The 22,247-nt window shown below is 66.2% G+C and carries 22 protein-coding genes, 1 tRNA gene and 1 riboswitch; of the genes, 6 read left to right on the top strand and 17 right to left on the bottom strand.

The window, feature by feature from the left end:
* Nucleotides 1-283 precede the first annotated feature (283 nt).
* Together QMG52_RS17190 and QMG52_RS17185 are read left to right on the top strand one after the other, a co-directional pair.
* Nucleotides 284-457 carry a hypothetical protein gene (locus tag QMG52_RS17190; protein WP_283561644.1) on the top strand — a complete coding sequence of 58 codons (174 nt, stop codon included), beginning with the start codon at nucleotides 284-286 and terminating at the stop codon, nucleotides 455-457.
* 45 nt (nucleotides 458-502) lie between these two features.
* On the top strand, nucleotides 503-910 hold the full coding sequence (locus QMG52_RS17185; RefSeq protein ID WP_283561643.1) for a hypothetical protein: 408 nt from the start codon (nucleotides 503-505) through the stop codon (nucleotides 908-910).
* Nucleotides 911-982: 72 nt separating this feature from the next.
* Here the strand turns inward: QMG52_RS17185 and QMG52_RS17180 are convergent, their stop codons facing one another.
* From QMG52_RS17180 to dusB, 5 genes are all read right to left on the bottom strand, one after another.
* A complete protein-coding gene (locus QMG52_RS17180; protein ID WP_283561642.1) occupies nucleotides 983-1,969 on the bottom strand; it encodes a S1C family serine protease in 987 nt (328 codons plus the stop codon).
* A 217-nt stretch (nucleotides 1,970-2,186) separates the two neighbouring features.
* Nucleotides 2,187-2,259: transfer RNA gene (locus QMG52_RS17175), tRNA-Asn, on the bottom strand.
* Nucleotides 2,260-2,347: 88 nt separating this feature from the next.
* Complete coding sequence (gene dnaG, locus QMG52_RS17170; protein WP_283561641.1) at nucleotides 2,348-4,237, bottom strand: DNA primase; 1,890 nt, start codon at nucleotides 4,235-4,237, stop codon at nucleotides 2,348-2,350.
* A gap of 85 nt (nucleotides 4,238-4,322) precedes the next feature.
* Nucleotides 4,323-5,714, bottom strand: a complete 1,392-nt coding sequence (locus QMG52_RS17165) for a deoxyguanosinetriphosphate triphosphohydrolase (RefSeq protein WP_283561640.1) — start codon at nucleotides 5,712-5,714, stop codon at nucleotides 4,323-4,325.
* On the bottom strand, nucleotides 5,644-6,825 hold the full coding sequence (dusB, locus tag QMG52_RS17160) for a tRNA dihydrouridine synthase DusB (RefSeq protein ID WP_283561639.1): 1,182 nt from the start codon (nucleotides 6,823-6,825) through the stop codon (nucleotides 5,644-5,646). The genes QMG52_RS17165 and dusB overlap by 71 nt, the downstream gene beginning before the upstream one ends.
* A 330-nt stretch (nucleotides 6,826-7,155) precedes the next feature.
* Between dusB and QMG52_RS17155 the strand changes: the two genes are divergently transcribed.
* Nucleotides 7,156-7,524, top strand: a complete 369-nt coding sequence (locus QMG52_RS17155) for a TIGR00366 family protein (RefSeq protein ID WP_283561638.1) — start codon at nucleotides 7,156-7,158, stop codon at nucleotides 7,522-7,524.
* A 196-nt stretch (nucleotides 7,525-7,720) separates the two neighbouring features.
* Here QMG52_RS17155 and QMG52_RS17150 read toward each other — a convergent pair whose 3' ends face one another.
* Both QMG52_RS17150 and QMG52_RS17145 read right to left on the bottom strand, forming a co-directional pair.
* Complete coding sequence (locus QMG52_RS17150; RefSeq protein ID WP_283561637.1) at nucleotides 7,721-8,677, bottom strand: GNAT family N-acetyltransferase; 957 nt, start codon at nucleotides 8,675-8,677, stop codon at nucleotides 7,721-7,723.
* A gap of 9 nt (nucleotides 8,678-8,686) precedes the next feature.
* Nucleotides 8,687-10,072, bottom strand: a complete 1,386-nt coding sequence (locus tag QMG52_RS17145; protein ID WP_283561636.1) for a glycine--tRNA ligase — start codon at nucleotides 10,070-10,072, stop codon at nucleotides 8,687-8,689.
* 421 nt (nucleotides 10,073-10,493) lie between these two features.
* Here QMG52_RS17145 and QMG52_RS17140 point away from each other — a divergent pair, with 421 nt between their 5' ends.
* Nucleotides 10,494-10,721: an RNA-binding S4 domain-containing protein gene (locus QMG52_RS17140; RefSeq protein ID WP_283561635.1), complete on the top strand. Its 228-nt coding sequence runs from the start codon at nucleotides 10,494-10,496 to the stop codon at nucleotides 10,719-10,721.
* Nucleotides 10,722-10,772: 51 nt separating this feature from the next.
* Here the strand turns inward: QMG52_RS17140 and QMG52_RS17135 are convergent, their stop codons facing one another.
* Genes QMG52_RS17135 through QMG52_RS17125 form a run of 3 tightly spaced genes read right to left on the bottom strand, consistent with a single transcriptional unit; the run spans nucleotide 10,773 to nucleotide 12,748 of the window.
* Nucleotides 10,773-11,432 (bottom strand): alpha/beta hydrolase, encoded by a 660-nt coding sequence (locus QMG52_RS17135; RefSeq protein WP_283561634.1) that lies wholly within the window; start codon nucleotides 11,430-11,432, stop codon nucleotides 10,773-10,775.
* Complete coding sequence (locus tag QMG52_RS17130; RefSeq protein ID WP_283561633.1) at nucleotides 11,429-11,896, bottom strand: ASCH domain-containing protein; 468 nt, start codon at nucleotides 11,894-11,896, stop codon at nucleotides 11,429-11,431. The genes QMG52_RS17135 and QMG52_RS17130 overlap by 4 nt, the downstream gene beginning before the upstream one ends.
* 51 nt (nucleotides 11,897-11,947) lie before the next feature.
* Nucleotides 11,948-12,748: a GNAT family N-acetyltransferase gene (locus tag QMG52_RS17125; protein WP_283561632.1), complete on the bottom strand. Its 801-nt coding sequence runs from the start codon at nucleotides 12,746-12,748 to the stop codon at nucleotides 11,948-11,950.
* 214 nt (nucleotides 12,749-12,962) lie between these two features.
* Here QMG52_RS17125 and QMG52_RS17120 point away from each other — a divergent pair, with 214 nt between their 5' ends.
* Entirely contained in the window at nucleotides 12,963-13,805 is an 843-nt protein-coding gene (locus QMG52_RS17120; RefSeq protein ID WP_283561631.1) for an SGNH/GDSL hydrolase family protein, read from the top strand.
* 56 nt (nucleotides 13,806-13,861) lie between these two features.
* Here QMG52_RS17120 and metX read toward each other — a convergent pair whose 3' ends face one another.
* Together metX and QMG52_RS17110 are read right to left on the bottom strand one after the other, a co-directional pair.
* Entirely contained in the window at nucleotides 13,862-15,052 is a 1,191-nt protein-coding gene (gene metX, locus QMG52_RS17115) for a homoserine O-acetyltransferase MetX (RefSeq protein WP_283561649.1), read from the bottom strand.
* A gap of 104 nt (nucleotides 15,053-15,156) precedes the next feature.
* Entirely contained in the window at nucleotides 15,157-16,473 is a 1,317-nt protein-coding gene (locus QMG52_RS17110) for a bifunctional o-acetylhomoserine/o-acetylserine sulfhydrylase (protein WP_283561630.1), read from the bottom strand.
* Nucleotides 16,474-16,561: 88 nt separating this feature from the next.
* A riboswitch (SAM riboswitch) is annotated at nucleotides 16,562-16,676 on the bottom strand.
* Between the two features lie 258 nt (nucleotides 16,677-16,934).
* Here QMG52_RS17110 and QMG52_RS17105 point away from each other — a divergent pair.
* Entirely contained in the window at nucleotides 16,935-17,573 is a 639-nt protein-coding gene (locus tag QMG52_RS17105) for a VOC family protein (protein WP_283561629.1), read from the top strand.
* Nucleotides 17,574-17,648: 75 nt separating this feature from the next.
* Here QMG52_RS17105 and QMG52_RS17100 read toward each other — a convergent pair whose 3' ends face one another.
* The 5 genes from QMG52_RS17100 to QMG52_RS17080 all read right to left on the bottom strand — a co-directional run bounded on the left by QMG52_RS17100 (nucleotide 17,649) and on the right by QMG52_RS17080 (nucleotide 22,232).
* The gene (locus QMG52_RS17100) at nucleotides 17,649-18,440 is read right to left on the bottom strand and encodes a CPBP family intramembrane glutamic endopeptidase (protein WP_283561628.1); all 792 of its coding nucleotides are present in this window, start codon (nucleotides 18,438-18,440) and stop codon (nucleotides 17,649-17,651) included.
* Nucleotides 18,441-18,576: 136 nt separating this feature from the next.
* Nucleotides 18,577-19,368, bottom strand: a complete 792-nt coding sequence (locus tag QMG52_RS17095; RefSeq protein WP_283561627.1) for a DeoR/GlpR family DNA-binding transcription regulator — start codon at nucleotides 19,366-19,368, stop codon at nucleotides 18,577-18,579.
* Nucleotides 19,365-20,219: a class II fructose-bisphosphate aldolase gene (locus QMG52_RS17090; RefSeq protein ID WP_283561626.1), complete on the bottom strand. Its 855-nt coding sequence runs from the start codon at nucleotides 20,217-20,219 to the stop codon at nucleotides 19,365-19,367. The genes QMG52_RS17095 and QMG52_RS17090 overlap by 4 nt, the downstream gene beginning before the upstream one ends.
* Before the next feature lie 43 nt (nucleotides 20,220-20,262).
* The gene (locus QMG52_RS17085) at nucleotides 20,263-21,195 is read right to left on the bottom strand and encodes a 1-phosphofructokinase family hexose kinase (RefSeq protein ID WP_283561648.1); all 933 of its coding nucleotides are present in this window, start codon (nucleotides 21,193-21,195) and stop codon (nucleotides 20,263-20,265) included.
* A 50-nt stretch (nucleotides 21,196-21,245) separates the two neighbouring features.
* The gene (locus QMG52_RS17080) at nucleotides 21,246-22,232 is read right to left on the bottom strand and encodes an ROK family protein (RefSeq protein WP_283561625.1); all 987 of its coding nucleotides are present in this window, start codon (nucleotides 22,230-22,232) and stop codon (nucleotides 21,246-21,248) included.
* Nucleotides 22,233-22,247 lie beyond the last annotated feature (15 nt).

The raw sequence follows: 22,247 nt of genomic DNA, 5'->3' as shown, positions 1-22,247 counted from the left end.
GGCGGCCATCAGCAAAACCTGGGCGCGCTGCACCTCCCGGTGGGATGCCGTCTGGGATTTAGAAAGCGTTTCCAGCAGGGCGCGCTGAACGTCGGAAACCACCAAAGCGGGAGCAAAATTCGACATACCCCAACCTTAACACCCAAATCCCTACTTATTTGGGAGACACACCACTAGCAGGGAAGTGGTGGCGTCCGCGGGTTTCATGGGGGCCTCTGCCACAGCTGATCGCTCCGCCAGCCGCGGCAGCATCGCCGTCGTCCTTGATTGGTAAGCTGTCGTCATGACCAATTCGGCTCCGTCCCGAAACGGCCGCGGCCTGTTCGTCGGCATCCTGCTTGGCGCCGTGCTAGGCCTCATTTTGGGCGGCTATTTCGGAAATAGGCTGATTCCCGCGCTGATCGGTGCCGTAGTTCTGGGCGCGGCAATGTACCGGATCAATCCCGGGCGCAAATAGGGCGGTCCCCTGTTCTAAGCAGCCGCGCCGGGATAAAATCTTTACATGCCTAAGAGGCAGGATCCCGAACCCCTTCCAGCCACGTGGCAGCGGTGTGATAACGGATTGTTGACCATGTGGTGGGATCGTTTGTGCGCACACTCCGGTCAGGAATCAGCGGCCTTGTATGCAGGCGGACTATTTGTTGAAGACCGGCGGCGGCCGATTGCACAGTGGTTTAACCCCGCGCTCGGGGCCGCCATGCTCGTGGCTCCGGAGACTTCCCCGGAGTGGCCGGTGCAGCGCTTTGGGATTTTCTATGCCCCGCCTGAGACCGGATTCGAGCGCGTGCATTCATCGCCCCATGAATGGCATCCGCGGGAGCCTCGACAGTCCCCCACCGAGCAGGAGGCGTTTCTGGCCGCAGTGGCCGAGGCGGAGCGCTTTTTGCAGGCGGAGATGAGCTTCGTCTGATTTCATTCTGCCAGCCTGCGGTCGCCGTCGTCGTAATCTTCTGCTCCCACAAACCTGGCGTGATATCGGCATTCAGTGGGTGTCCACCATTTCGCGCGGAACGGCGAAGACGTCGACCGCTGCACCGGAGCGCAGCACGGTAATGGGCAGCGGGACGCCGATGGCGTCGGAGAAGAGCAGTTTCTGCAGGCTCTCAGCGCTGGCGACAGGGCGCCGGCCGGCGCTCAGCACCAGATCGCCGCCCTTGAGTCCGGCCTGGTCGGCAGGGGACCCGGGAATGACCTCGACGACGCGCAGCCCCTGCCGCTGCCCGGTTCGCAAGACCAGGCCCGCGTTCAACGAAACCGGCGTGCTGACCAGGCCGAGGTAGGCACGTCGGACCCGTCCGTCGGTCAGCAGCGCGGAAATAATCCGGCGGGTGGTGGCGTTAATGGGCACAGCCAGCCCAAGGCCGGCCCCAGCCACCGCCGTGTTGATCCCGACGATGCGGCCGCGGGTATCTGCCAGTGCGCCGCCGGAACTGCCCGGGTTGAGGGCAGCGTCCGTTTGAATGACGTCCTCGATCACCCGTCGGTTCGGCCCGGCCCAGGTGGGGATTGAACGCCCCAGACCGCTGACGACGCCGGCCGAAACGGAGCCCGCCAGGCCCAGCGGGTTGCCGACGGCAATGACCAGCTGGCCGACGCGAAGTGTTTCGGCATCGCCGAGCGTGGCGGGCGCCGGCGTCGCCGTCCAACCGCGGATGACGGCCAGATCGGACAACGCGTCCGATCCCACAATGTCGACCTCGGTGGCGGTGCCGTCGGCAAACACAGCCTGCCCGGCACGGGCCCCGGCGACGACATGCGCGTTCGTCAGCATGTAGCCGTCCGCGGTGAACACAACAGCCGAGCCGGCGCCGATCCGGACCTGCCCACCGCGTCCGCCGCCCGTCACCTCAATGGCCGCCACCTGCCCGGTCACAATTCCCGCGACCTGGATGACGGTCCGCGAATAGCTGTCGAGCGGGTCCTCGTCATCGGGGGAACGAGCTGTATGGGTATTGGGAGTCGTGTTCACGGTGCACCTCCTGGGGATGCTGGTTATCTATAGACAACCGCACTTAGCGCCGTGCTAATCCGGCAAAAGCTACGCCCTCAGTGAACCAGGCTGGCCGGGACGAGGGCAGAGTGGCCAGCCGGGCTCCACCTTCGGCAGGCCCGTCGGGGCGACAAATCGCGACAAAAGAAAAGAAGCCCCGACAGGCGTTTCCGCTGATCAGGGCCTCTTCGTGCCGCTCCCCCGGCTGGACTTGAACCAGCAACCCTTCGATTAACAGTCGAATGCTCTGCCAATTGAGCTACAGGGGAATGAAGCAGGTTCAAGAATAACAAAGGTTTACCGTAGCGCGAAATCGACGGCGGCCGAGGGTCTGCGGGGCCCTCCTGGCGGGGCTTGTCAGTCGCCTCGAAGGTTGCGCCTGCGGATTTCCAGCTCCATCAGTTCCCGCTGCAGCTGCTGGGAGGCGGCCGGGTCCGCGCCCGGGTCCATCCGCTGCAGGGCGCCCATCTTTTCTGCCTTGAGCCGGGTGATCTGCATTTCGAAGAGCCGCCGCATAATGTCCAGGCAGTAGTTGCGCAGGGTGTCCGCGTTGGTCGCCGGCAGGGGTGTGACGGCAAGCTCGGCGACAAGCGGGCGAAGTGGTTCGGGAAGTTCCTCCCGCACCTGCTCCAGCCACTGCGCCGGGGCGGTTCCCGCATCCCCGACCGCGCGAACGGCCTGATGCACCGCGCGGTAGGCGGGGACGGCAAATTCGGCCTCGGAAAAACGTGCCCAGTCGTCGGTGCTGAGCAGTCCGGGCTGCTGCAGGGCAACCTCCAGTGCTTCGCGCTCGATCCGGACCACCGGGTCTTTCGGATCCGGGCGCCCATACGTCGGCGCGGCCGGTTCGGTGCGTGCCTGGGTGGGTGTTCCCGGTGCCGCGGTCCGCGTCGGGGCGGGGCCGCGTTTGAGCGCGGTGTTGACCGCGCGCAGGACCTCGTTCGGATCGGCAATGCCGAGCCAGCCGGCCAGCTCCTGGCTGTACCCGGTCCGGGTGGAGCCGTCCCTGATGGCGGCGACTACCGGGGCGGAGGCGCGCAGTCCCTGGACCCGGCCCTCCACGGTGCTGAGATCGAATTTTGCGAGCGTGGAGCGGATCGCGAACTCGAAGAGCGGCCGCCGGGAGCGGATCAGCGAATGCACAGCGTCGTCGCCCTTGCGCTGGCGGAGTTCACAGGGATCCGCGCCGGAGGGCTCGACGGCGACGTAGGTCTGGGCGACGAAGCGCTGGTCCTCGTCGAAGGCCTTCAGCGCCGCCTTCTGGCCGGCCGAGTCGCCGTCGAAGGTGAACACCACCTCGCCGCCGCTGCCGTCGTCGGAGAGCAGCCGGCGGGCAACCTTGATGTGGTCCGCGCCGAAGGCCGTGCCGCAGGTGGCCACGGCGGTGTCCACGCCGGCCAGATGGCAGGCCATGACGTCCGTGTAACCTTCGACGACGACGAGCTGGCGTTTCCTGGCGATGTTCCGTTTGGCCAGATCGATGCCGTAGAGCACGTTGGATTTTTTGTAGAGCACGGTTTCCGGCGTGTTCAGGTATTTGGGTCCCTGGTCCTCATCGAAGAGCCGTCGCGCGCCGAAGCCGATGGTATCCCCGGCGATGTCGCGGATAGGCCAGATGAGCCGGCCACGGAAGCGGTCGTAGATTCGGTCCTGGCCGGATACGGACGCGCCGCCGGAGAACATTCCGGTGAGTCTGAGCTCTTCTTCGGTGAACGCACGGCCACGGAGATGTTTGAGCAGGGAATCCCACCCCTGCGGGGCGAATCCCACGCCGAAGTGGTCCGCGGCGGAGCGTTCAAAGCCGCGTTCGGCCAAGAACCTGCGGCCGGTGGATCCCGCCGGGGTGAGCAGCTGTTCGCGGAAGTACTCGCCGGCAATCTTGTGCGCATCCAGCAGCCGTTGCCGCCGGCCCACTTCCTCGCGGCGCGGACCCGAGCCGCCGTCCTCATAATGCAGCTCAAAGCCAATCCTGGCCGCCAGCTTCTCCACCGTTTCACTGAAACTGCTGTGGTCCATTTTCTGCAGGAAGGCAATCACGTCGCCGCTCTCCTGACAGCCGAAACAGTGGAAGTACCCCATCTGCGGTCGGATGTGGAAGGACGGGCTGCGCTCATCGTGGAACGGACAAAGACCCTTAAAGGAACCTATTCCCGCGCTCTTGAGCGTGACGTAACCGTCGACCACCTCTTTGATATCCGTGCGTGAGCGGACCTCGTCAATATCTTCGCGTTTGATCAGCCCGGCCATGGGCCAAGTTTACGGGACCGCGCGGACGTTACTGTGTGCCGGCGTCGGCCCTGTGCTTAACGCTCCGGGAGTTCAGCACAGGAAATCACAGCAGGGTTCGGCGCACGCCCACCAGCCGCTCATGCAGGGCCAGCGCGGACACGTCAGTCAGCGACGCCACCTGATCCACCACCACGCGCAGCCGTGCGCCGTCGTCGGACGCCTCCCGCCAGTCCGCGGCAAACATCGTCTCCAGATGCTGCGCACCGCTTGCGCTGAGCACGGCGACGAGTTCGTGGAGCACGTCCTGCTGGCGCTGGTAAATGGGCTGGCGGTGGTCGGTGGTCATCACGAAGGTGGTGGCCAGGCCCTTCATGACGGCGATTTCTGTCACGGTTTCTTCCGGCACAATGACGTCCGCTGCGTAGCGGGTCTGCGGTTGCGGGCCGTAGAGACCGCGGGTGGCCTCCAGCGCGCTCTGGCAGAACCGGCCGATCAGCTGGCTGGTCATATTTTTCAACGCAGCCATCGAGGCCCGGCTGCCATCGGCGTGCCGCACCCACACCGGGGTGGCCTCCAGCCGGCGCAGCGCCTCGTCGATTGCGGCCGGTTCGCTGTGCGGCAGGTACCACTGCTGGGTGTAGCCGATCACGCGGCTGCGCTGGTCCGTGTTGTCCAGCCATTTGAGCTGGAAATGGCCAGCCACGATGGCGTCCTCGACGTCGTGCACCGAGTAAGAAATGTCGTCCGCCAGGTCCATCACCTGGGCTTCAATGCACGCATGCGCCCGCGGAGCTCCGGCCCTGAGCCAGCCGAACACCGGAAGGTCATCCTGGTAGGCGCCGAATTTGCTGGTCCGCTGCCCGTGGATGGCGGGGGCGTCGGGCGCGGCCCAGGGGTATTTGCAGGCTGCGTCCAGGCTGGCCCGGCTCAGGTTCAGGCCGGCGGGGCGGCCGTTGGCGTCGAGGACCTTGGGTTCCAGCCGGGTCAGCAGCCGCAGCGTCTGCGCGTTGCCTTCAAAGCCGCCGATGGCGTGGGCAATGTCGTTGAGAGCGGATTCGCCGTTGTGGCCGAACGGCGGGTGGCCCAGATCGTGGGAGAGGCAGGCCGTGTCCACCACGTCCGGGTCACAGCCCAGGGCCCGGCCCAGGTCGCGGCCCACCTGCGCCACTTCGAGGCTGTGGGTAAGCCGGGTTCGGACAAAGTCGTCCGTGTCCGGGGCGACGACCTGGGTTTTAGCTCCCAGCCGACGCAGCGCAGAGGAGTGCAGCACCCGCGCGCGGTCCCGTTCGAAGGGGGTGCGGTAGTTGCTCTTGGGCGCTTCCCGGACCCAGCGTTCGGCGTCCTGCTCCGTGTAGGCGCCGGGGACGGCGCCCTGCCCGCTCTGGCCCTGCCCGTACTGCCCCTGCCCGTTCGGCGAGTTGGCCTCAGCCACCGGACACGTCCAGTTCCGCCGCACCGATGACGGCCTGCTGCGCCGGGCTGAGCGCGCGTTCATTCAGCCAGCCATCGGGCAGCGCCGTCCGTTTGGGCGTACCGGCGCGGCCGCGTGGCCCTTCAGCATCCGGCCCGGGATAGGCTGCGTCCCGGTCAAGTTGGTCCAGCAGCGAGCGCAGTACCTCAAGCGTGGGGACGGTGGAGAGCTTGGCGCGGAGTTCGCCGCCGACGACGTATCCCTTGAAATACCAGGCCATGTGCTTGCGGATGTCCCGCAGCGCCTTGTCCTCGTCCCCGAAGGTGTCGATCAGGAGCTGGGCGTGCCGATAGACGCTGTCCGAAACCTCGGCGAGGCCGGGCTTGTACCGGTTTTCGCTGCCCTCAAAGGCGGCCATCAGGTCGCCGAACAGCCACGGCCGACCCTGGCAGCCGCGCCCGATGACGACGCCGTCGACGCCGGTCTCACGGACCATTCGGATCGCGTCCTCGGCACTCCAGATATCGCCATTGCCGAGCACCGGAATGTCCGGCAGCGACTCGCGCAGGCGGGCGATGGCGGACCAGTCGGCCTGGCCGGAATAGAACTGGGAAGCGGTGCGTCCGTGCAGGGCGACGGCGGCGACGCCACTGTCGCGCGCGATCCGGCCGGCTTCCAGATAGGTCAGGTGATCGTCGTCGATGCCCTTGCGCATCTTGATGGTCAGCGGGATGTTTCCCCTGCCGGCCTCACGGACGGCGGTGCGCACAATGGCGGTAAAGAGGGCCGTCTTCCAAGGCAGCGCAGCTCCCCCGCCCTTGCGGGTCACCTTTGCCACCGGGCAGCCGAAGTTCAGGTCAATATGGTCGGCGCGGTCTTCCTCGACCAGCATCCGGACGGCCTTGCCGACAGTGGCCGGGTCCACGCCGTAGAGCTGCACCGACCTGACCTTTTCGTCGTCGTCGTGCTTGATGATGCGCAGCGATTCCGGCGTACGCTCGACCAGCGCACGTGAGGTGACCATTTCGGAAACGTAGAGACCGCCGCCGTATTCCCGGCAGAGCCGGCGGAACGCGGTATTGGTGATGCCTGCCATCGGTGCAAGCACGACGGGGGTGGGCACGGTTATGTTGCCCAGCTTCAGCGGTGGCAGCTCAAGTCTGGTGGAGCTGGCGGGCAGATCGGTAACAGTCACACAGCAATTCTCTCAAAGTCGCGCAAATCCTGCCCGCCCCCTCATCGAGGACGCAACTGGCACCTGCCCGGCTGGAAAACATCGGCGCGAAGTGCGACATCGATGGACCGATCCAAACCGATTGGGACACCCACCTTTGGGGCCTGTCGCCACCCGCGACGGCGCTGACATGATCTGCGGACCCGTCTAGTTATGCTCCATGGGTAAGGGAACGGTCGCGCCGCTCATCGTCACTGGGGCACGGTATGGGCCCTGGGCCTCTCGCCCTCGGCCGCGCAGCTGCAGGCAACCAAGGCATCCATTCCGCCGGCGCTCCTGAAAATCACCTGCGTGCTGGATTTCGGCACTACCATCTTCACCTGGCAGTCCCTGCTGACGCTCGCCATTCTCATTCTGCTCACCACGGTCAGTGCGCATTTCTCCGCTCCGACCGGCGCCGCCATCCGCACGGCACAGGATCTGGGCGTGGACCTGAACGACCAGCCGGAGGAATCCGCCCCACGCAGCCGTCCGCGCGAATGGCTGGAATACAGCGGCATCCTGCCCGTCCTTGCAGGCCTGCTGACGCTGGGCTTCCTGCAGGCCGTGACCAAGGCCGTCCCCGCTACAGCGGGCATACTGGTCCAATTCCCGCTGTACGCGGCGATGGCAGCCATTCTGCCCAAGGTCCAAGGGACCGGCAGGTTGTCAATCTCCTAGCATCTGGCCCATTTCTTCACCAGCATCGGTGGGGGCGGCGGCTTCGCCGTCATCATTGCCCTCTACACCGCACCGTCGCCCGCCCCCGACCAGCCGCCGTCCTTTACTGACGGCGTTCCCGCCAAATGATGGCAAAGTTACCACTTCATTTGGCGGGATTGCCGTCATTGTTCCGGTGGCCGACGGGAGCGGTGGCTTAGTCGCCTACGACGAGCGTTTCGGCACCGAGGACGCGTGCGCTGCCGGCGTCAAGCAGGGGCCCGACGACGGCGGACAGGGCTGCCATGGAATCGTCCAGTTCCAGCACCACCGGGTACTGATGCGAAATCAGCGCCAGCAGGTCTCGGACCGCCGCGGCGGCCTGTTCCGGCGGCAGCGACGGCTCATGGCCCAGGAAAACATCCGTCGGCTCGTCCGTCGCACCCTGCGTGTAGCTGACCGCGAAGGCCTGGATGCGGCTCTTTTTGCCCGTCGCCACCGCGCCGCCGAAAGCGCTCTCCGGCGTCCCGCGCAGCACGATGGCCCCGTGGGCGCCGGAGAGATCGTCCAGGAACAGCTTCTGCACCGTGCCTGGCGAGAGTACGCCGGTGGGGTCCCACTCGTGGGCGGATGCGTAGTAACGGCCCACGACGTCCGTCAGCTCCACCGAACCCGTGGCCAGATCCTGGATCCGGGCGCTGGCCGCGGCCTCGCTGCCGTCCCCGAAGACCGGAAGCCGTACGGCGCCCGGCTGCACCCGGACAATCCTGCTGCGCTGTAGCTGCCGCATGCCGGCGGTCCGGGTAAAAGCGGCACCCGGCGTTCCCGGCTCCACCTTGGTCCGCAGCGCACGCACCCCCGAGGGCGCATGTTCGCCTTCCCGGCGGAGCATGGTCAGCAAGGTGGCACCCACACCGGCGCGGCGGTGATCCTTGGCGACTTCGAGGTAGGTCCAGAGCCTTTGCGCATGCAGACTGGTCTCATAAATTACGCCGGCCGCCACCGGAATCCCCTGATCCTCGGCGATTATGCAGCGCCGCCAAGGACCGGCGTCGGAATTCTCCGCCAGCGCGCCGCGGAACTGGCCGCCTTGATACGTTTCCGGGTCGCCCCAGAGCTCGTTCAGGGCCAGGTCGTCGCCGTCGCGCCAGGCGCGGTAAGTGAGTTCGCTCATGAGATATCCCTAGGCGCCGATCAGGCGCACGGCAAGGTAGCCCTCCACCTTGTCCAGCGGAACGCGTTCCTGCGCCATCGTGTCGCGTTCCCGAATGGTGACCGCGTTGTCCTCCAGCGTGTCGAAGTCCACCGTGATGCAGAACGGCGTGCCCACCTCGTCTTGACGGCGGTAGCGGCGCCCGATTGCGCCGGCGTCGTCGAAATCAATGTTCCAGTTCTTCCGCAGGGCGGCCGCGAGCTCGCGGGCCTTCGGGGAGAGGTCCTCGTTGCGGCTCAGCGGCAGCACGGCCGCCTTGATCGGGGAAAGCCGCGGATCCAACTTGAGCACGGTGCGCTTGTCCACCCCGCCCTTGGCGTTCGGGGCCTCATCCTCGGTGTAGGCATCCACCAGGAACGCCATCAGCGAGCGGGTCAGGCCTGCGGCGGGCTCGATCACGTAGGGGGTGAACCGCTCGTTCGTGGCCTGGTTGAAGTAGCTCAGGTCCGTTCCGGAGGCCTTGGAGTGCGTGGACAGGTCAAAGTCCGTGCGGTTCGCGACACCCTCCAGCTCGCCCCATTCGGAGCCTTGGAATCCAAAGCGGTATTCGATGTCCGCGGTGCGCTTGGAGTAATGGCTGAGCTTGTCTTCGGGGTGGTCAAAGAAGCGCAGATTCTCCGCCCGGATGCCCAGATCCGTGTACCACTTCATCCGGGTTTCCATCCAGTATTCCTGCCATTGCTCGTCGGTGCCGGGCTCGACAAAGAATTCCATTTCCATCTGCTCAAATTCACGGGTGCGGAAAATGAAGTTTCCCGGTGTGATCTCGTTGCGGAAGGATTTGCCGATCTGGGCGATGCCGAACGGCGGCTTTTTGCGCGAGGTGGTCAGGACGTTGTTGAAGTTCACAAAAATTCCCTGAGCGGTCTCCGGGCGCAGGTAATGCATGCCCTCCTCGTTATCCACCGGACCCAGGAAGGTCTTGAGCAGGCCGGAGAAGTTCTGCGGTTCGGTCCAGGAACCGGGCTGTCCGGTCTCCGGGTCCTTGATATCTGCCAGTCCATTGACCGGCGGGTGGCCGTGCTTCTCCTCGTATGCTTCCAGCAGGTGGTCGGCGCGGTAGCGTTTGTGCGTGTGCAGGGATTCGACCAGTGGGTCGGAAAAGACCTCCACGTGACCGGAGGCTTCCCAGACCTGGCGCGGCAGGATCACCGAAGAATCAAGACCGACGATGTCGTCGCGGCCGCGGACCATCGACTGCCACCACTGCCGCTTGATGTTCTCCTTCAGTTCCACACCGAGGGGTCCGTAGTCCCAGGCCGACCGCGAACCGCCGTAAATCTCACCGGCCTGAAAAACGAATCCACGGCGCTTGGCCAGGGAAATAATCGGGTCGAGCGAGGATTTATTGGCCATTGTGGCGTTGTCCCTTTCTAGGAGCGTCGCGGGGCCGCTGGGTGCGGTCCGCCTGAGCCGAGGGTAAGTATCCCGCGGTGGAGATCATGGCCGGTGCCGACGGGGATTTCCGTGGTCCGGGATGCGGCGGACAGTGCGCCGGAGAACTTTAAACCCTAGCTTACCGGGCAGCGCCCGGCGCCCGGACGGGCTGCGGCTCCCGCTCAAGCTGCGGAGCCCGGACGGGCTGCGGAGCCCGCTCAAGCTGCGGAGCCCGGATGAGTGATCTCCTCGGAGTGCAGGCACACCGGCCACCCGCCTGCGCTGCCGCGATACCTGCACCGGTCCGGCGGTACATGGACCGGCCCGCTGTTGCAGACGGCGCTACCTGCACCGGTCCGGCGGTACATGGACCGGCCCGCTGTCAGGCATTATTGCTTGTATGAGCAACCGGGACACTACCGACATTTCCATCCGCGACGACATGATCCGCTTGGGACAGCTGCTGAAGCTGGCCAGCCTGGTTGAGGACGGGGTGGAGGCCGCCGAGCTCATCAAAAACGGGCTGGTGAAGGTCAACGGCGAGATCGAGGAGCGCCGCGGACGCCAGCTGCACGTCGGCGATACCGTTACCGTCAATGGCCAAACCGTGCGGATAACCGCGCCCTGATCTCACCGCACGCCGCCGGGGCCACGGTGAGGGCTTGAGCACGCCGCACCATCAGGCCTTGAGCACGGTCAGTCCGAGGAACTCCTTGACGTGCGCCATTTCCTGGTCGTTGATGCCGTGCCAGATTCCGGTATAGAGGACTTTGGTCAGCTTCGAATGCGCGCGCAACCAGGCGGCGGTGAAGTCCACGGCTTCGACCGGAATCACCGGATCGGCCTGGTCACGGCCCCAAAACACCGGCAGTTGGGCCGCGGCCAGTTCCGCGTCGTGGAAGAAGCCCTCCCCTTCCGTCCCGGCGTCAATAACAAAACCGGAAAGGCCGACGACGGCGGCATAGTCGTGCGGACGGTGCCGCGCCAGCGAGGTGGCCATGCACATTCCCTGCGAAAAGCCGAGCAGGGTGACGCTGCTGTGCTGCCCGCGGACGACGTCGAGCCAAGCCGTGACGGCCGCCGTCGTCGTCTTCACTGTCTGCACCGCATAGGAGACATCCGAGCGCAATGGAAACCAGGAGTACCCGGGACCGGCACGCTCCGGCCCGCGCACGGACGCAACGGTGAACTCGTCCGGCAGCAGCTGGGCCAGGCTGAACAGGTCAGCCTCGTCGGCGCCGTAGCCGTGCAGCATCACGAGCAAGGGCGTCCCGGGGCGGGCCTGTTCGGCCTTGGACCAGACGACGGAAGGGGCCGCGGTGTTTGTCGCTTCAATCATCCGTCCATCTTTCCACGCCCGGCCGTCAGGACGCTGACCACGCGGAACCTTTCCAGGACCACCAGTGTTTCCTCATTGACGGTGAAGCCCGGATCTTTCAAGGCTTCGCGCATCGCGGGGCTGTGCCAGTACTCCTCATGGTCTTTGCGCCAGTCGAGAACGGATGCGTGTCCCTCCCCCTCGTCCAGTGCGTGCTGCAGATCGACCTGATCCAACGGACAGATGACGATCCCGGTGACTTCCAGGATGGCCACGTTGCGGCCCTCCGAGTCGATCACCACCGACCGGTCCCCGACGCGGGGAATCGGGTCGCCGCAGGCTTCGTAGTCGGCGACAAGTCCAGTGGTGCTGGTCTTGCTTCCGTCAAGGACCGCGGCGACCAGCTTGTCGCGGAGCGGGCCGGGGAACGCGAACTCGGCGACCGGAAGGGACTGGAGGTCTTCGGGCGGATGCTCGGCGGTCATTCCTCCACCGTACCGGCCCATCGTTCAGACCCGGCCGCGGACGCTGAGCCGTCAGACCGCTGTGCCCGGGTGCGTGAAGGGTGTGGTGGTGGCCAGTTCGACGAATCCCAGACGCCGCAGGATGGGCCGGCTGTCCGCCGAAGCGTCCACCTGGAGGTACCGGAAACCCCGGGCGGACGCAATTGCCGCACGGTGCGCCACCAGCGAGCGGAACACACCCCGACCGCGCCATGGGGCCAGTGTGCCTCCACCCCACAGGCTGGCGAATTCGGTTCCCGGGTGGAACTCGACCCGGCCTGCTGAGACCGGGATCCCATCGGCCATGGCCACAACGGCCGCGGTGGTCGGCGGCTGGTGCCCGATGCCAGCGAGCAGCGCCTGGCCTATGGCGCAGTGGTCCCCGCCGAACACCTCGTCGTGCACCGCCACGAGCGAGTCAACGCCGTCCCGGTCCAGCACCGGCATCAGCTGCACGCCCGGCGGCGGCGGGACATTGAGGTTTAGGTCATCCAGGATTTCGGCCACCATCAGCGCCTCCGCGGGCCCCGGAGCCAACCCCGCTGCCAGTAGCCTGTCGGGCAGATCGGCGGGCAGGTCATAGGAGTAGTGCTTCCACTCCCAGGGACAAGCCGCCCCCGCCAACCTGCCCGCCTGGGCGAACCGTTCGACCTGCGCGGCGATGGCCCGGTCGGCGCCGACGGCATTCAGATCGCTCCAGGCCACCCCGGACCACCCGGTGCCCATCTGCCGGACCACGTGGCCTTCCGTCTCGATGACTCCGTCCCCGGAGGCCGGTCCCGGACGCCGGCGAATCTGCTCGTTGAAGGCCGCAAGTACTGCTTGTTTATCCATCCGGGCAGTCAATCAGAACCGCCGAGGGATGGGAAACGGGGCCCCGACAGCGTGTTGCCCGGCTGGGCGCCGGCCGGCGCAACCGAGCCCCCCACCGTCGTCGTCCTGGCGCCAAAAAAGCCGTACGACGCTGACCGTGAAAATGGACTGCGGTGGCGTAACCATGCCGGACATGGGCAGGATGGAGCGGTGATTCCCATCGAAAGCGCCGCCAATGACTGAGCAGGACGCCCGCACCCATTCCGAACAGCTGCCGGGCAGGCTGCATCCGTGGAACCGCTATGTGGCCATGGGTGATTCGTTCACCGAAGGGATCGGGGACGCCGAACCATCCAGCCCCGGCGGACATCGCGGCTGGGCCGACCGTTTGGCCGAGGAGCTGAGCCGGGGCCACGAGGACTTTGCCTACGCGAACCTGGCCATCCGCGGCCGCCTCCTGCAGCAGATCCTGGACGAGCAGCTGGAGCCGGCGCTGGAACTCAAACCCGGACTGATCTCGATCTCGGCCGGCGGCAATGACCTCATCCGTCCCGGCTCGGACCCGGACGCGTTGGCCGAGTCCCTGGACGGCGCTGTGGAACGGATGACGACGTCCGGCGCCACGGTGCTGCTCTTCAACGGTCCCGATATCCGCGATACCCCGGTGCTGGGCCTGGTCCGGGGCCGCGTGGCGATCTACAACGAAAACCTGCGCACCATCGCCGCCCGTCACGACGCCATCATCGCTGACATGTGGTCGTTGCGGCAGCTGAAGGATCCGCAGATGTGGGCCGGTGACAGGCTGCACTTCTCCCCGCTGGGCCACCACACCGTTGCGTTGATGGCGCTCGAGGCACTCAACGTTCCGCATACCCTGGAGCCGAAGTTCCCCAAGCCACTTCCGGTGCGGAACTGGCGTACGGCCCGGTCGGAGGACCTTGTCTGGGCGCGCGAGTTCTTTGTGCCGTGGGTGCTGCGCCGAGTGCGCCATCAGTCCTCCGGCGACGGCATCAGTGCCAAGCGTCCGACGGCGGGCCCGGTCTTCGGCCCCGGGATGCCGCCCGGGGCCGGAGCGTAGGTACATCGACCGTCAAGGTTTGACCACCTTTAACCGAGCAGGTGCCTGTTACAGACCTAAAAAGGGCGCAGCTCCCCAATCGAGGCAGGGTTACCGAAGAACCTCCGCCGTAGGAGCACTCCGACGGCTTCGGTCTCGGTGAGGAAACCGTCGTGCCCGATCTCCGACTCGATGGCGTCCACGCCTACTTCTCCGGGCAGCGCCGCCGCCAATTCATCCGACTGTGCGGGGAAATACAACCGGTCCGAGGCCACAGCGGCAACCAGGAATTCGACGTCCGCGGCCTGCTCCAGTGCCTGCAGCAGCGGACCGCGCCCGCGGCACACATCGTGGCTCATCAACGCCTCGGTGATGACGATGTAGCTGTTGGCGTCGAATCGCCGGGCCAGTTTATGCGCCTGGTGGTCCAGGTAGCTTTCCACCTGATACCTTTCCCCGGCGGAAGACCCGGCAATATTGCGGATCCTGCCTTGGCTCACCGGAGCCTCCCCCGGCTGTGCGCTCCGGCCGAACCGCGCCGACATCTCCGGCTCGGACCGGTAGGTAATATGGGCAATCCGCCGCGCCAGTCCGAGTCCGGCCACCGGCGCTGCCCCGTCGTAATAATCCCCGCCGGCAAAGTCCGGATCCAGCCGGATGGCGAGCACCTGGGCCTGGGCGAAGGCGATCTGCTCTGCGGTACTGGCCGCGCAGGCGGCGACGACGGCGCAGCGGCGTACCCGTGCGGGCAGCGTGACAGCCCACTCCAGTGCACGTGCTCCACCCATCGACCCGCCGATCACCGCATACCAGGAGCCAATGTCCAGCTGATCGGCCAGCCGAGCCTCGGCCTGGACGGAATCCCGGATCGTCACGAACGGGAATCTGGACCCCCAGGGGCGTCCGTCCGGGGCGATGCTGGACGGTCCGGTACTGCCGTAGCAGCCGCCCAGCATATTGGGCGACACAACGAAATACCGGTCCGTGTCGATGACCCGGCCCGGACCGACCAGACCCTCCCACCAGCCGTCCTCCGCGGAACCACCGCGGGAAACGTGGGTGCTGCCGGTGAGTGCATGCGCGATCAGCACCGCGTTGGAGGCTTCGGCGTTCAGCGTCCCCCACGTCTCATACGCGACGGTGACGTCCGGCAGCCGTCCGCCGGCCTCCAGATCAAGGTCGCCGATCCGCGCATACTTTACTTCGCCGTCGGCCGTGGCGAGCGGCGATGTTCCGGTCGGCGAATCGGTCGGTGCTCCGGCCGGCACCTCACCGGTCGATGCCAGTCCCGCCGATGCCGGTCCGGGTGGCGGGCAGACCGCTAAGGAGCCGGCCGCGCCCGGTCCGGGGACCGCCGTCGTTCCCGGGCCGCTCACGCTGTCTTGGCCGCCCGGAAACCGGCCTCCAGATCCGCGAGGATATCGACGATGTTTTCCAGTCCCACCGACAGCCGCACCAGACCGGGAGCCACGCCGGCGGCCAGCTGCTGTTCCGGCGAAAGCTGCGCGTGGGTGGTGGAGGCCGGGTGGATCACGAGGGAGCGCACGTCGCCCAGATTGGCAACGTGGGAGTGCAGTTCCAGACCGTCAACAAAGCGCTTGCCTGCCTCGAGACCGCCCTTGATATTGAACGCGATGACGGCACCGGTGCCCCTGGGTCCGTACTTGCGTCCGCGCTCGTACCACGGGCTCGAGGGCAGACCGGCGTAGGCAACGGACTCCACGAACTCGTTCGATTCCAGCCAGGTGGCAACCTTAAGAGCGTTTTCCACGTGCCGCTCCACGCGCAGGCTCAGCGTTTCCAGACCCTGCGCAATGAGGAAGGAGTTGAACGGTGTAACCGCCGAACCCAGGTCGCGCAGCAGCTGCACGCGCGCCTTGAGAATGTAGGAGAGATTCGCCCCCAGCGCCCCGTTTTCGCCCAGATCGCGGCCGTAGACTAAGCCATTATAGCTCGGGTCCGGGGTATTGAAGCCGGGAAACTTCTCCGGCTCCTTCGTGTAGTCGAACTTGCCGCCGTCGACAATCACGCCGGCAATGGCGGTACCGTGCCCGCCCAGATATTTCGTGGCGGAATGAACGACGACGTCGGCGCCCCACTCGAGCGGCCGGATCAGATACGGGGTGGAAAGCGTGTTGTCCACGATCAGCGGCACGCCTGCCTCGTGCGCGGCCGTGCTGACACCCTCGATGTCCAGCACATCCTGGCGCGGATTGGAAACGACCTCGCCGAAAAACAGCTTCGTGTTGGGCCGAACGGCGTCGCGCCACTGCTGAAGATTGTCCGGATCCGCCACGAAGGTGACCTCGATGCCAAACTTCTTCAGCGTATGCGCAAAGAGATTGAAGGTTCCCCCGTACAGGCTCGGGCTGGAAACTATGTGGTCGCCGGCCTCCGCGATGTTGAGCACCGAAAAAGTGGATGCAGCCTGTCCGGAGGAGAGCAGCAGTGCACCCAGTCCGCCTTCCAGACTCGCAATCCGCTGCTCCACGGCATCTTGGGTCGGGTTGCCGATGCGGGTGTAGATCGGGGACAGCTCGGTCAGTGCGAACCGGTTCGCCGCGCTTTCGGTGCTGGGAAAAACGAAGGACGTGGTCTGATAGATCGGCAGAGCGCGGGCGCCGGTGGTGGCATCGGGTTCCTGGCCGGCATGGATCTGGCGTGTTTCAAATGACCATGCATTGCTCATGTGTGGCTCCTCATACTGGGGACACCGGGTTCATCAGTAGGCACAGCCTGGGGTGATGCCCGCTGAGCTGAGCCAAGATGGGTTCTGTGACCCGCGCTTGCGCTTAGCCGTTTGGCTAAAGGCCTGGTCCTCACCCGGGGCACCCCACCGCGGTGGAGGGTTGCCGGCCAGCGAGCCGGGGCTTGTCGCTGACGCTCATGACCTGAATCAAGTCTGGCGGACCCGGGCGGATGCTGGCAACAAGATGACGCCAATATGACGCCCCGCCCATCTGGGTCGCAGTTATGGCACTCATTCCGCGTTTTGAGTGCCGTAACTGCGACCCAGTTGGGAGAGGGTGCGGGGTGGGAGAGGGTGGGGAGGGCTGGGAAGAGGTCGGCAGATAGCCCCTGCGGGTCGTCCCATGTTGGTAAGCCGGACCTAACTCGAGAGGTCACTCGCAAAGTGTAAGGATGAGCAGCATGCGCATGGATCATGTTTCTTACGCCTGTGAATCAGATGGTTTGGCCGCCACCGCCGCCCGCATTTCAACTGCTCTGGGAATCGAGCGCGTCCGTGGCGGTGTACATCCCCGCTTCGGTACCCGCAATATCATTTTCCCGCTCATGGATCACCACTATCTGGAGGTCGTGGAGGTGCTGGAGCATCCGGCGTCGGACAAGGCTCCGTTCGGGCAGGCCGTCCGCGCCCGCTCCGCGGCCGGCGGTGGCTGGATGGGATGGTGCGTCGCCGTAGACGATCTTTCCCCCTTTGAGGAACGTCTGGGCCGCAGCGCCGTTCCCGGCAACCGGAAGTTCCCGGACGGCCAGGAACTGATCTGGAAGCAAATCGGCATCAAGGGACTCATTTCGGACCCGCAGGTTCCATACATGCTCAAGTGGGAGGGCGATCCCACCCTGCACCCGTCGCAGGCCAGCCCGACCAACGTCAGGCTGGCGAAGCTGACCATTGCCGGCAGCGCCGACCGCGTGACCGAATGGCTCGGCGAACCGGTGGAAAAGCCGCTGGACGACGTTGCGGTGGAATGGATCGCTCCGCGTGGGACTCCAGGCATTATGAGCGTGACCTTCGAGACCGCGAATGGGTTTGTCACGATTTAGCCGCGTACCCAGGTAGGCCCAGCCCCGTCTGGTCAATACGCCGACGACGGGGCCACCCCGGTTTCAGCACACACCTCAGCCAAAACCGAGCGCCGGGCCCCCTACAAAAGCGGCGATGTCCAGCAGGGCATGGGCAATCACCAGCGGCGTGAGCCGGCCAAAGCGCCGATAGACCCAACAAAATACGAGTCCCATCAGGAAATTTCCGGCAAATGGGCCGAAGCCTTGGTAGAGGTGGTAGCTGCCGCGCAGCAGCGAACTGGCCAGCACTGCTGCCGTCGTCGACCAGCCGAACCGGCCGAAGCGTTCCAATAGGTAGCCGACGACGATGACCTCCTCGACGATGGCGTGCCGGACCGCGGAGAGGACCAGCACCGGGACGGTCCACCAGTACGTGTTCAGCGCGCTGGGGATGATCTCCGTGGTGATACCCAGTGCCCGTCCGGCCGCGTAGAGCGCCAGCGACGGAATCCCGATCAGGGCAGCCAGCCCCAGGCCGCAGAGAAAATCCCGGCCGGGACGCTGCAGCGTGAAGCCCAGTCTGGCGAAGGCGGACCGGCCGGGCTGCCAGAGCAGATACAGCACCAGCGCCACCGGGACCAGGGCAAAGAGAATACCCAGCAGCTGGTACACCAGGTCGAAGTATTCGCGGCTACTCTGGGCCGCATTAAGGGTGGAGGTGCCCTGCGCGAGCGGCGCCCGGCTCAGCTTGTCCAAAAGCTGGACGACGGCGTAAACCGCCGACTGCCCCAGCGAGAGTCCCAGCACAATGCAGACCTCAACGCGGAGCCTGGCGTGCGGACGGGTTCCCCATGTACCGGTCTTGGGGGCACCGGTCTCTGATCGGCCCGGGACGGAATTGCTCATGGTCCCTATCTTGCCCGCATTTCCTGAGGATCGGATCGACAACGTCTTCCGGTCGGCATTCGAAAGGGACATAAGCAGCCGCGACACCCCACGTGCCAATGCCCAATACGGGTGCTGAGCCGCGGACGCCCCGCGATCAGTCGTCCGGCGCCACGATCACGTCCATGTCATTGTGTCCAAAGGCCGCCAGCTGCTCGGCCGTGATTCCGGCATCGGTGATCAGCTTATGGAAAGGGTATCCCTCCATGGTGGCAAACGATCGCTGACCGATCTTGGACGAGTCCGCCAGCATATAGGCCTCGGACGCGCGCCGGGCCATCAGGGCGTTCACCGTTGCCTCCCCCTCGTCGCTGACCGTGGGACCGACTTGCGGATCTATGCCGTTCACGCCGATAAACGCGAAATCCAGCGCGACCTTCTGCAAGATGATGTCCGTGTACGGTCCGACCAGCTCGTAGGAGCGCGGGTTGACGATCCCGCCGGTGACCATAATCTTAAAATTCGGCCGGACCGCCAGCTGCGCGGCGATGTTGATGGCATTGGTGACCACCGTCAGCGTGGGCCGGTTCGAGGCTTCCATCAGATCGGCTCGCGTGGACAGCACCTGCGCCAGCGCGGTGCTCGTCGTGCCGCCGCACAGTCCGATCACGGCACCCTTAGGGATCAATGCGCTCGCCGCGCGGGCTATCTGCAGCTTTTGCAGGCCGTGATCGTCACGGTTATACCTGCCCGGCAGGTCATAGGCGACGGCGCCCTGGACGGCGCCGCCGCGGGTCCGGCTGAGCAGGCGCCCGTTGGCCAGGGAGTCCAGATCCCGCCGTGCCGTGGCCGGGGAAACCCCTAGCCCGGAAACGATGTCATCCACCTCGATCTGGCCGGATCCTGCCAGCAGGTCCAGGATGGCATTCAGCCGTTCGGTACGATTCATTTTTCTCCTTGCGCGTGCACAGTCGAGAACAGACTCAGCAGGCGTGCCACCTCCGGAACGAGGGCGTCCCGGCCGGCTTTGAGGTACTTCCGCGAGTCGACGACGGCGGGGTTCAGGTTAAGGTATTCCCGCACGGCCCGGGTGAAGAACCCGTTCAGGTGCGTCGAGACGTTGATTTTCGTCATTCCGGCCGCGATCGCCGCCACGATGGCATCATCCGGGACGCCGGAGGAACCGTGCAGCACCAACGGCACATTCAGTGCCGCCTTGAGCGCACCGATCCGCGCCAGGTCCAGGGCCGCACTGCGCTCCGTCATGGCATGAGAAGAGCCGACGGCGACGGCGAGCGCGTCAACCTTAGTGGCGGCCACGAAGGCGACGGCTTCCTTTGGGTCGGTGAGCACGCCGGGCGCATGCGCGCCGTCCTTGCCGCCGACCTTCCCCAGTTCCGCCTCAACGTACACGCCGCGTGCGTGCGCGTACTCCGTGACCCGGCGGGTCACGGCCACATTGTCCGCATACTCAAACCGGGCGCCGTCGTACATAATGGATCCGAAACCCAGATCGACCGCCTGGTAGGCCAGCTGCTCGTCCTCGGCATGGTCCAGATGGACCGACACGGGAACGGATGACCGCCGCGCCGCGGCCAGGGTGGCCAGCGCCAGCGGTTCCAGGCCGCCGTGGTACCGGGCGCAGTTTTCGGAAATCTGCAGGATCAGAGGCAGGCCGGCGGATTCCGCTCCGGCCAGCAGGCCCTCGACCGTCTCCAGGTGGATGACGTTGAAGGCCCCCTGCCCGGAGCCGGTTGCCGCGGCGGCAGCCATCAGTTCGCGTGTGGGGCTCAGTGCCATGTCTTCCTTCGATCGTTGCGTGGCTCGGGAGTGGCTGAAAAAGTCAGTACCGCCTGATGATGAGCTGGCCGGCCAGCTCCTGATGGCGCGGGGATATTTCGCCGGCCGCGGGCATCAAGACCGCGGCCGCGCTCCAGGCGGTTGCGCGGCGCAGAATCTCCTCCAGGTCGGTGATTCCCGCTGCCAGGGCGACGGCGGCCGCACTGACCGCGGCGTCGCCGGCCCCGGTGGGATTTCCGCGCAGCGGCTCCGGCAGCCGGGCGCAAAGGTACCGTCCGGGGGTTCCGGCGTCAAAGGCCAGCATGCCCTCGGCGCCGGCGCTGACCAGCACCCTCCGGGCACCCATTTCAAGCAGCCTAAGCGCGGCCGTGACCAGATCCCGCTCCCCCATCGCCTCGGTCAGCTCGTCATTGTTCGGCTTGAGCAGATCTGCGCCTGCCTTCGCCGCGGCCAGTATGCCGGCGCCGGAGGTGTCGATGATCGCCGGCACGCCAGCCCGGTGGGCCAGTTCGACCAGAGCCGGATAGAAATCCGCCGGCGCATTCTCCGGCAGGCTACCCGAGCCGACCAGCACGCCGGCCGTAGCAAGGCTTTCAACGACGGCGGCAACCAGACGCTGCCACTCCGAGGCGCTCAGCGCCGGGCCCTCTTCGTTGAAGATGCTGGTCAGGTCCGCCCCGGTATCCACCAGTGCGATGGTCCGGCGGGTCTGCGCTGTCACCGGGATGAGCCGGTTCGGGATCCCGCTGTTGCGGAGGTCGGCGGCGAATTCCGCACCGGTGCCGCCGCCCGCCGTGGAGATGACCAGCGTCGGGCAGCCCAGCTGGTGCGCCACCCGGGAAACATTAACGCCCTTCCCACCGGCCCGCGTCAGCGGTGCGGGTACCCGGTGCGATCCGCCTGGCCGAAGCCCGGCGACCGTATAGGTAATGTCCAGGGCGGGGTTCGGCGTGACGGTGACGACACTGCCGGTCATTGCGGCGCCGTTCTCCCCCCTGCCGGTTTTCCCGGTGCCCGTCACGCCCGTCACGGTAGGACCTGTCGTTGCCGGACCGGTCTTGAGGATCCCTGCGCCGCGGCGAGCAGGTCGCGCGCCTTGAGCGCGGACCCTATCAGTCCGGCATTTTGTCCCAGTTCAGCGGGCACCAGCCGCGGGCGGCGGTGAAAGGTCAGCAGTTTATCCACATCCCTGTCCAGCGGCACGAACAATGCATCTCCGGCCTCGGCCAGCCCGCCGCCGAGCACCACCGTTTCGGTCCCGAGAATGGAGACGCACTGTGCCACACTGAAGGCCAGCGCGGCCACAGCGTCGGCCCAGATCCCGGCGGCGAGGGCGTCGCCTAGGCCCGCCCGCTCCAGCACCTCGCGCGCCCCACGGACGGACGCCCCGCCGGCTTCGGTGTACCGGCGGGCCACGGCACCGGCGGAGCCCACCGACTCCAGAATCCGCAGGGCACCGTCCGCGCCCGGGACCATGGCATGGCCGAGCTCCCCGGCTAGGCCGCCGCCGGTCAGCCGGCGGCCATCGCTGAATACCGCTCCTGCGATGCCGGTCCCGATCACCAGCACGACCACGTCGGACCGGCCCCGCGCTGCGCCAATCCGGAATTCCGCTTCGCCGGCCATGCCGACGTCGTGCCCGAAGGCGACGGGGAGCCCCAGCCGGGCCTCGAGCCGTGCGACAAACGGGTAATCCCGCCAGCCCAGGTTTGCCGAAAACAGGCCAACGCCGGCCGCCTCATCCACCAGCCCGGGAACCGTTACGCCCACCGCGGCCAGCGCAATATCCGGGTGTCTGCGCCGGTATGTCTCCGTCAGCCCGGCGATCCGTTCCACAATGGCGTCGCCGCGCCCGGAACCGGCCCGGGCGGTGCCTTCGCAGTGCGGCGTGGGCAGGCGCTGCAGGTCCCGGACCACGGCGTTACCAGCCGAAACTCCGCCAGCCACAATACCGGCCTTCATATCTGTGCCGCCAACGTCGAAGGCCAGGACGGCCGGCTGGGCATGACTCATGGGTGCGCTCTCCGG

The organism is Paenarthrobacter sp. PH39-S1 (assembly GCF_030063245.1).
Classification (GTDB): Bacteria; Actinomycetota; Actinomycetes; order Actinomycetales; family Micrococcaceae; genus Arthrobacter_M.
The sequence above is the reverse complement of the archived record's forward strand: the minus strand, read 5'-3'. Positions and strand labels throughout refer to the sequence as shown.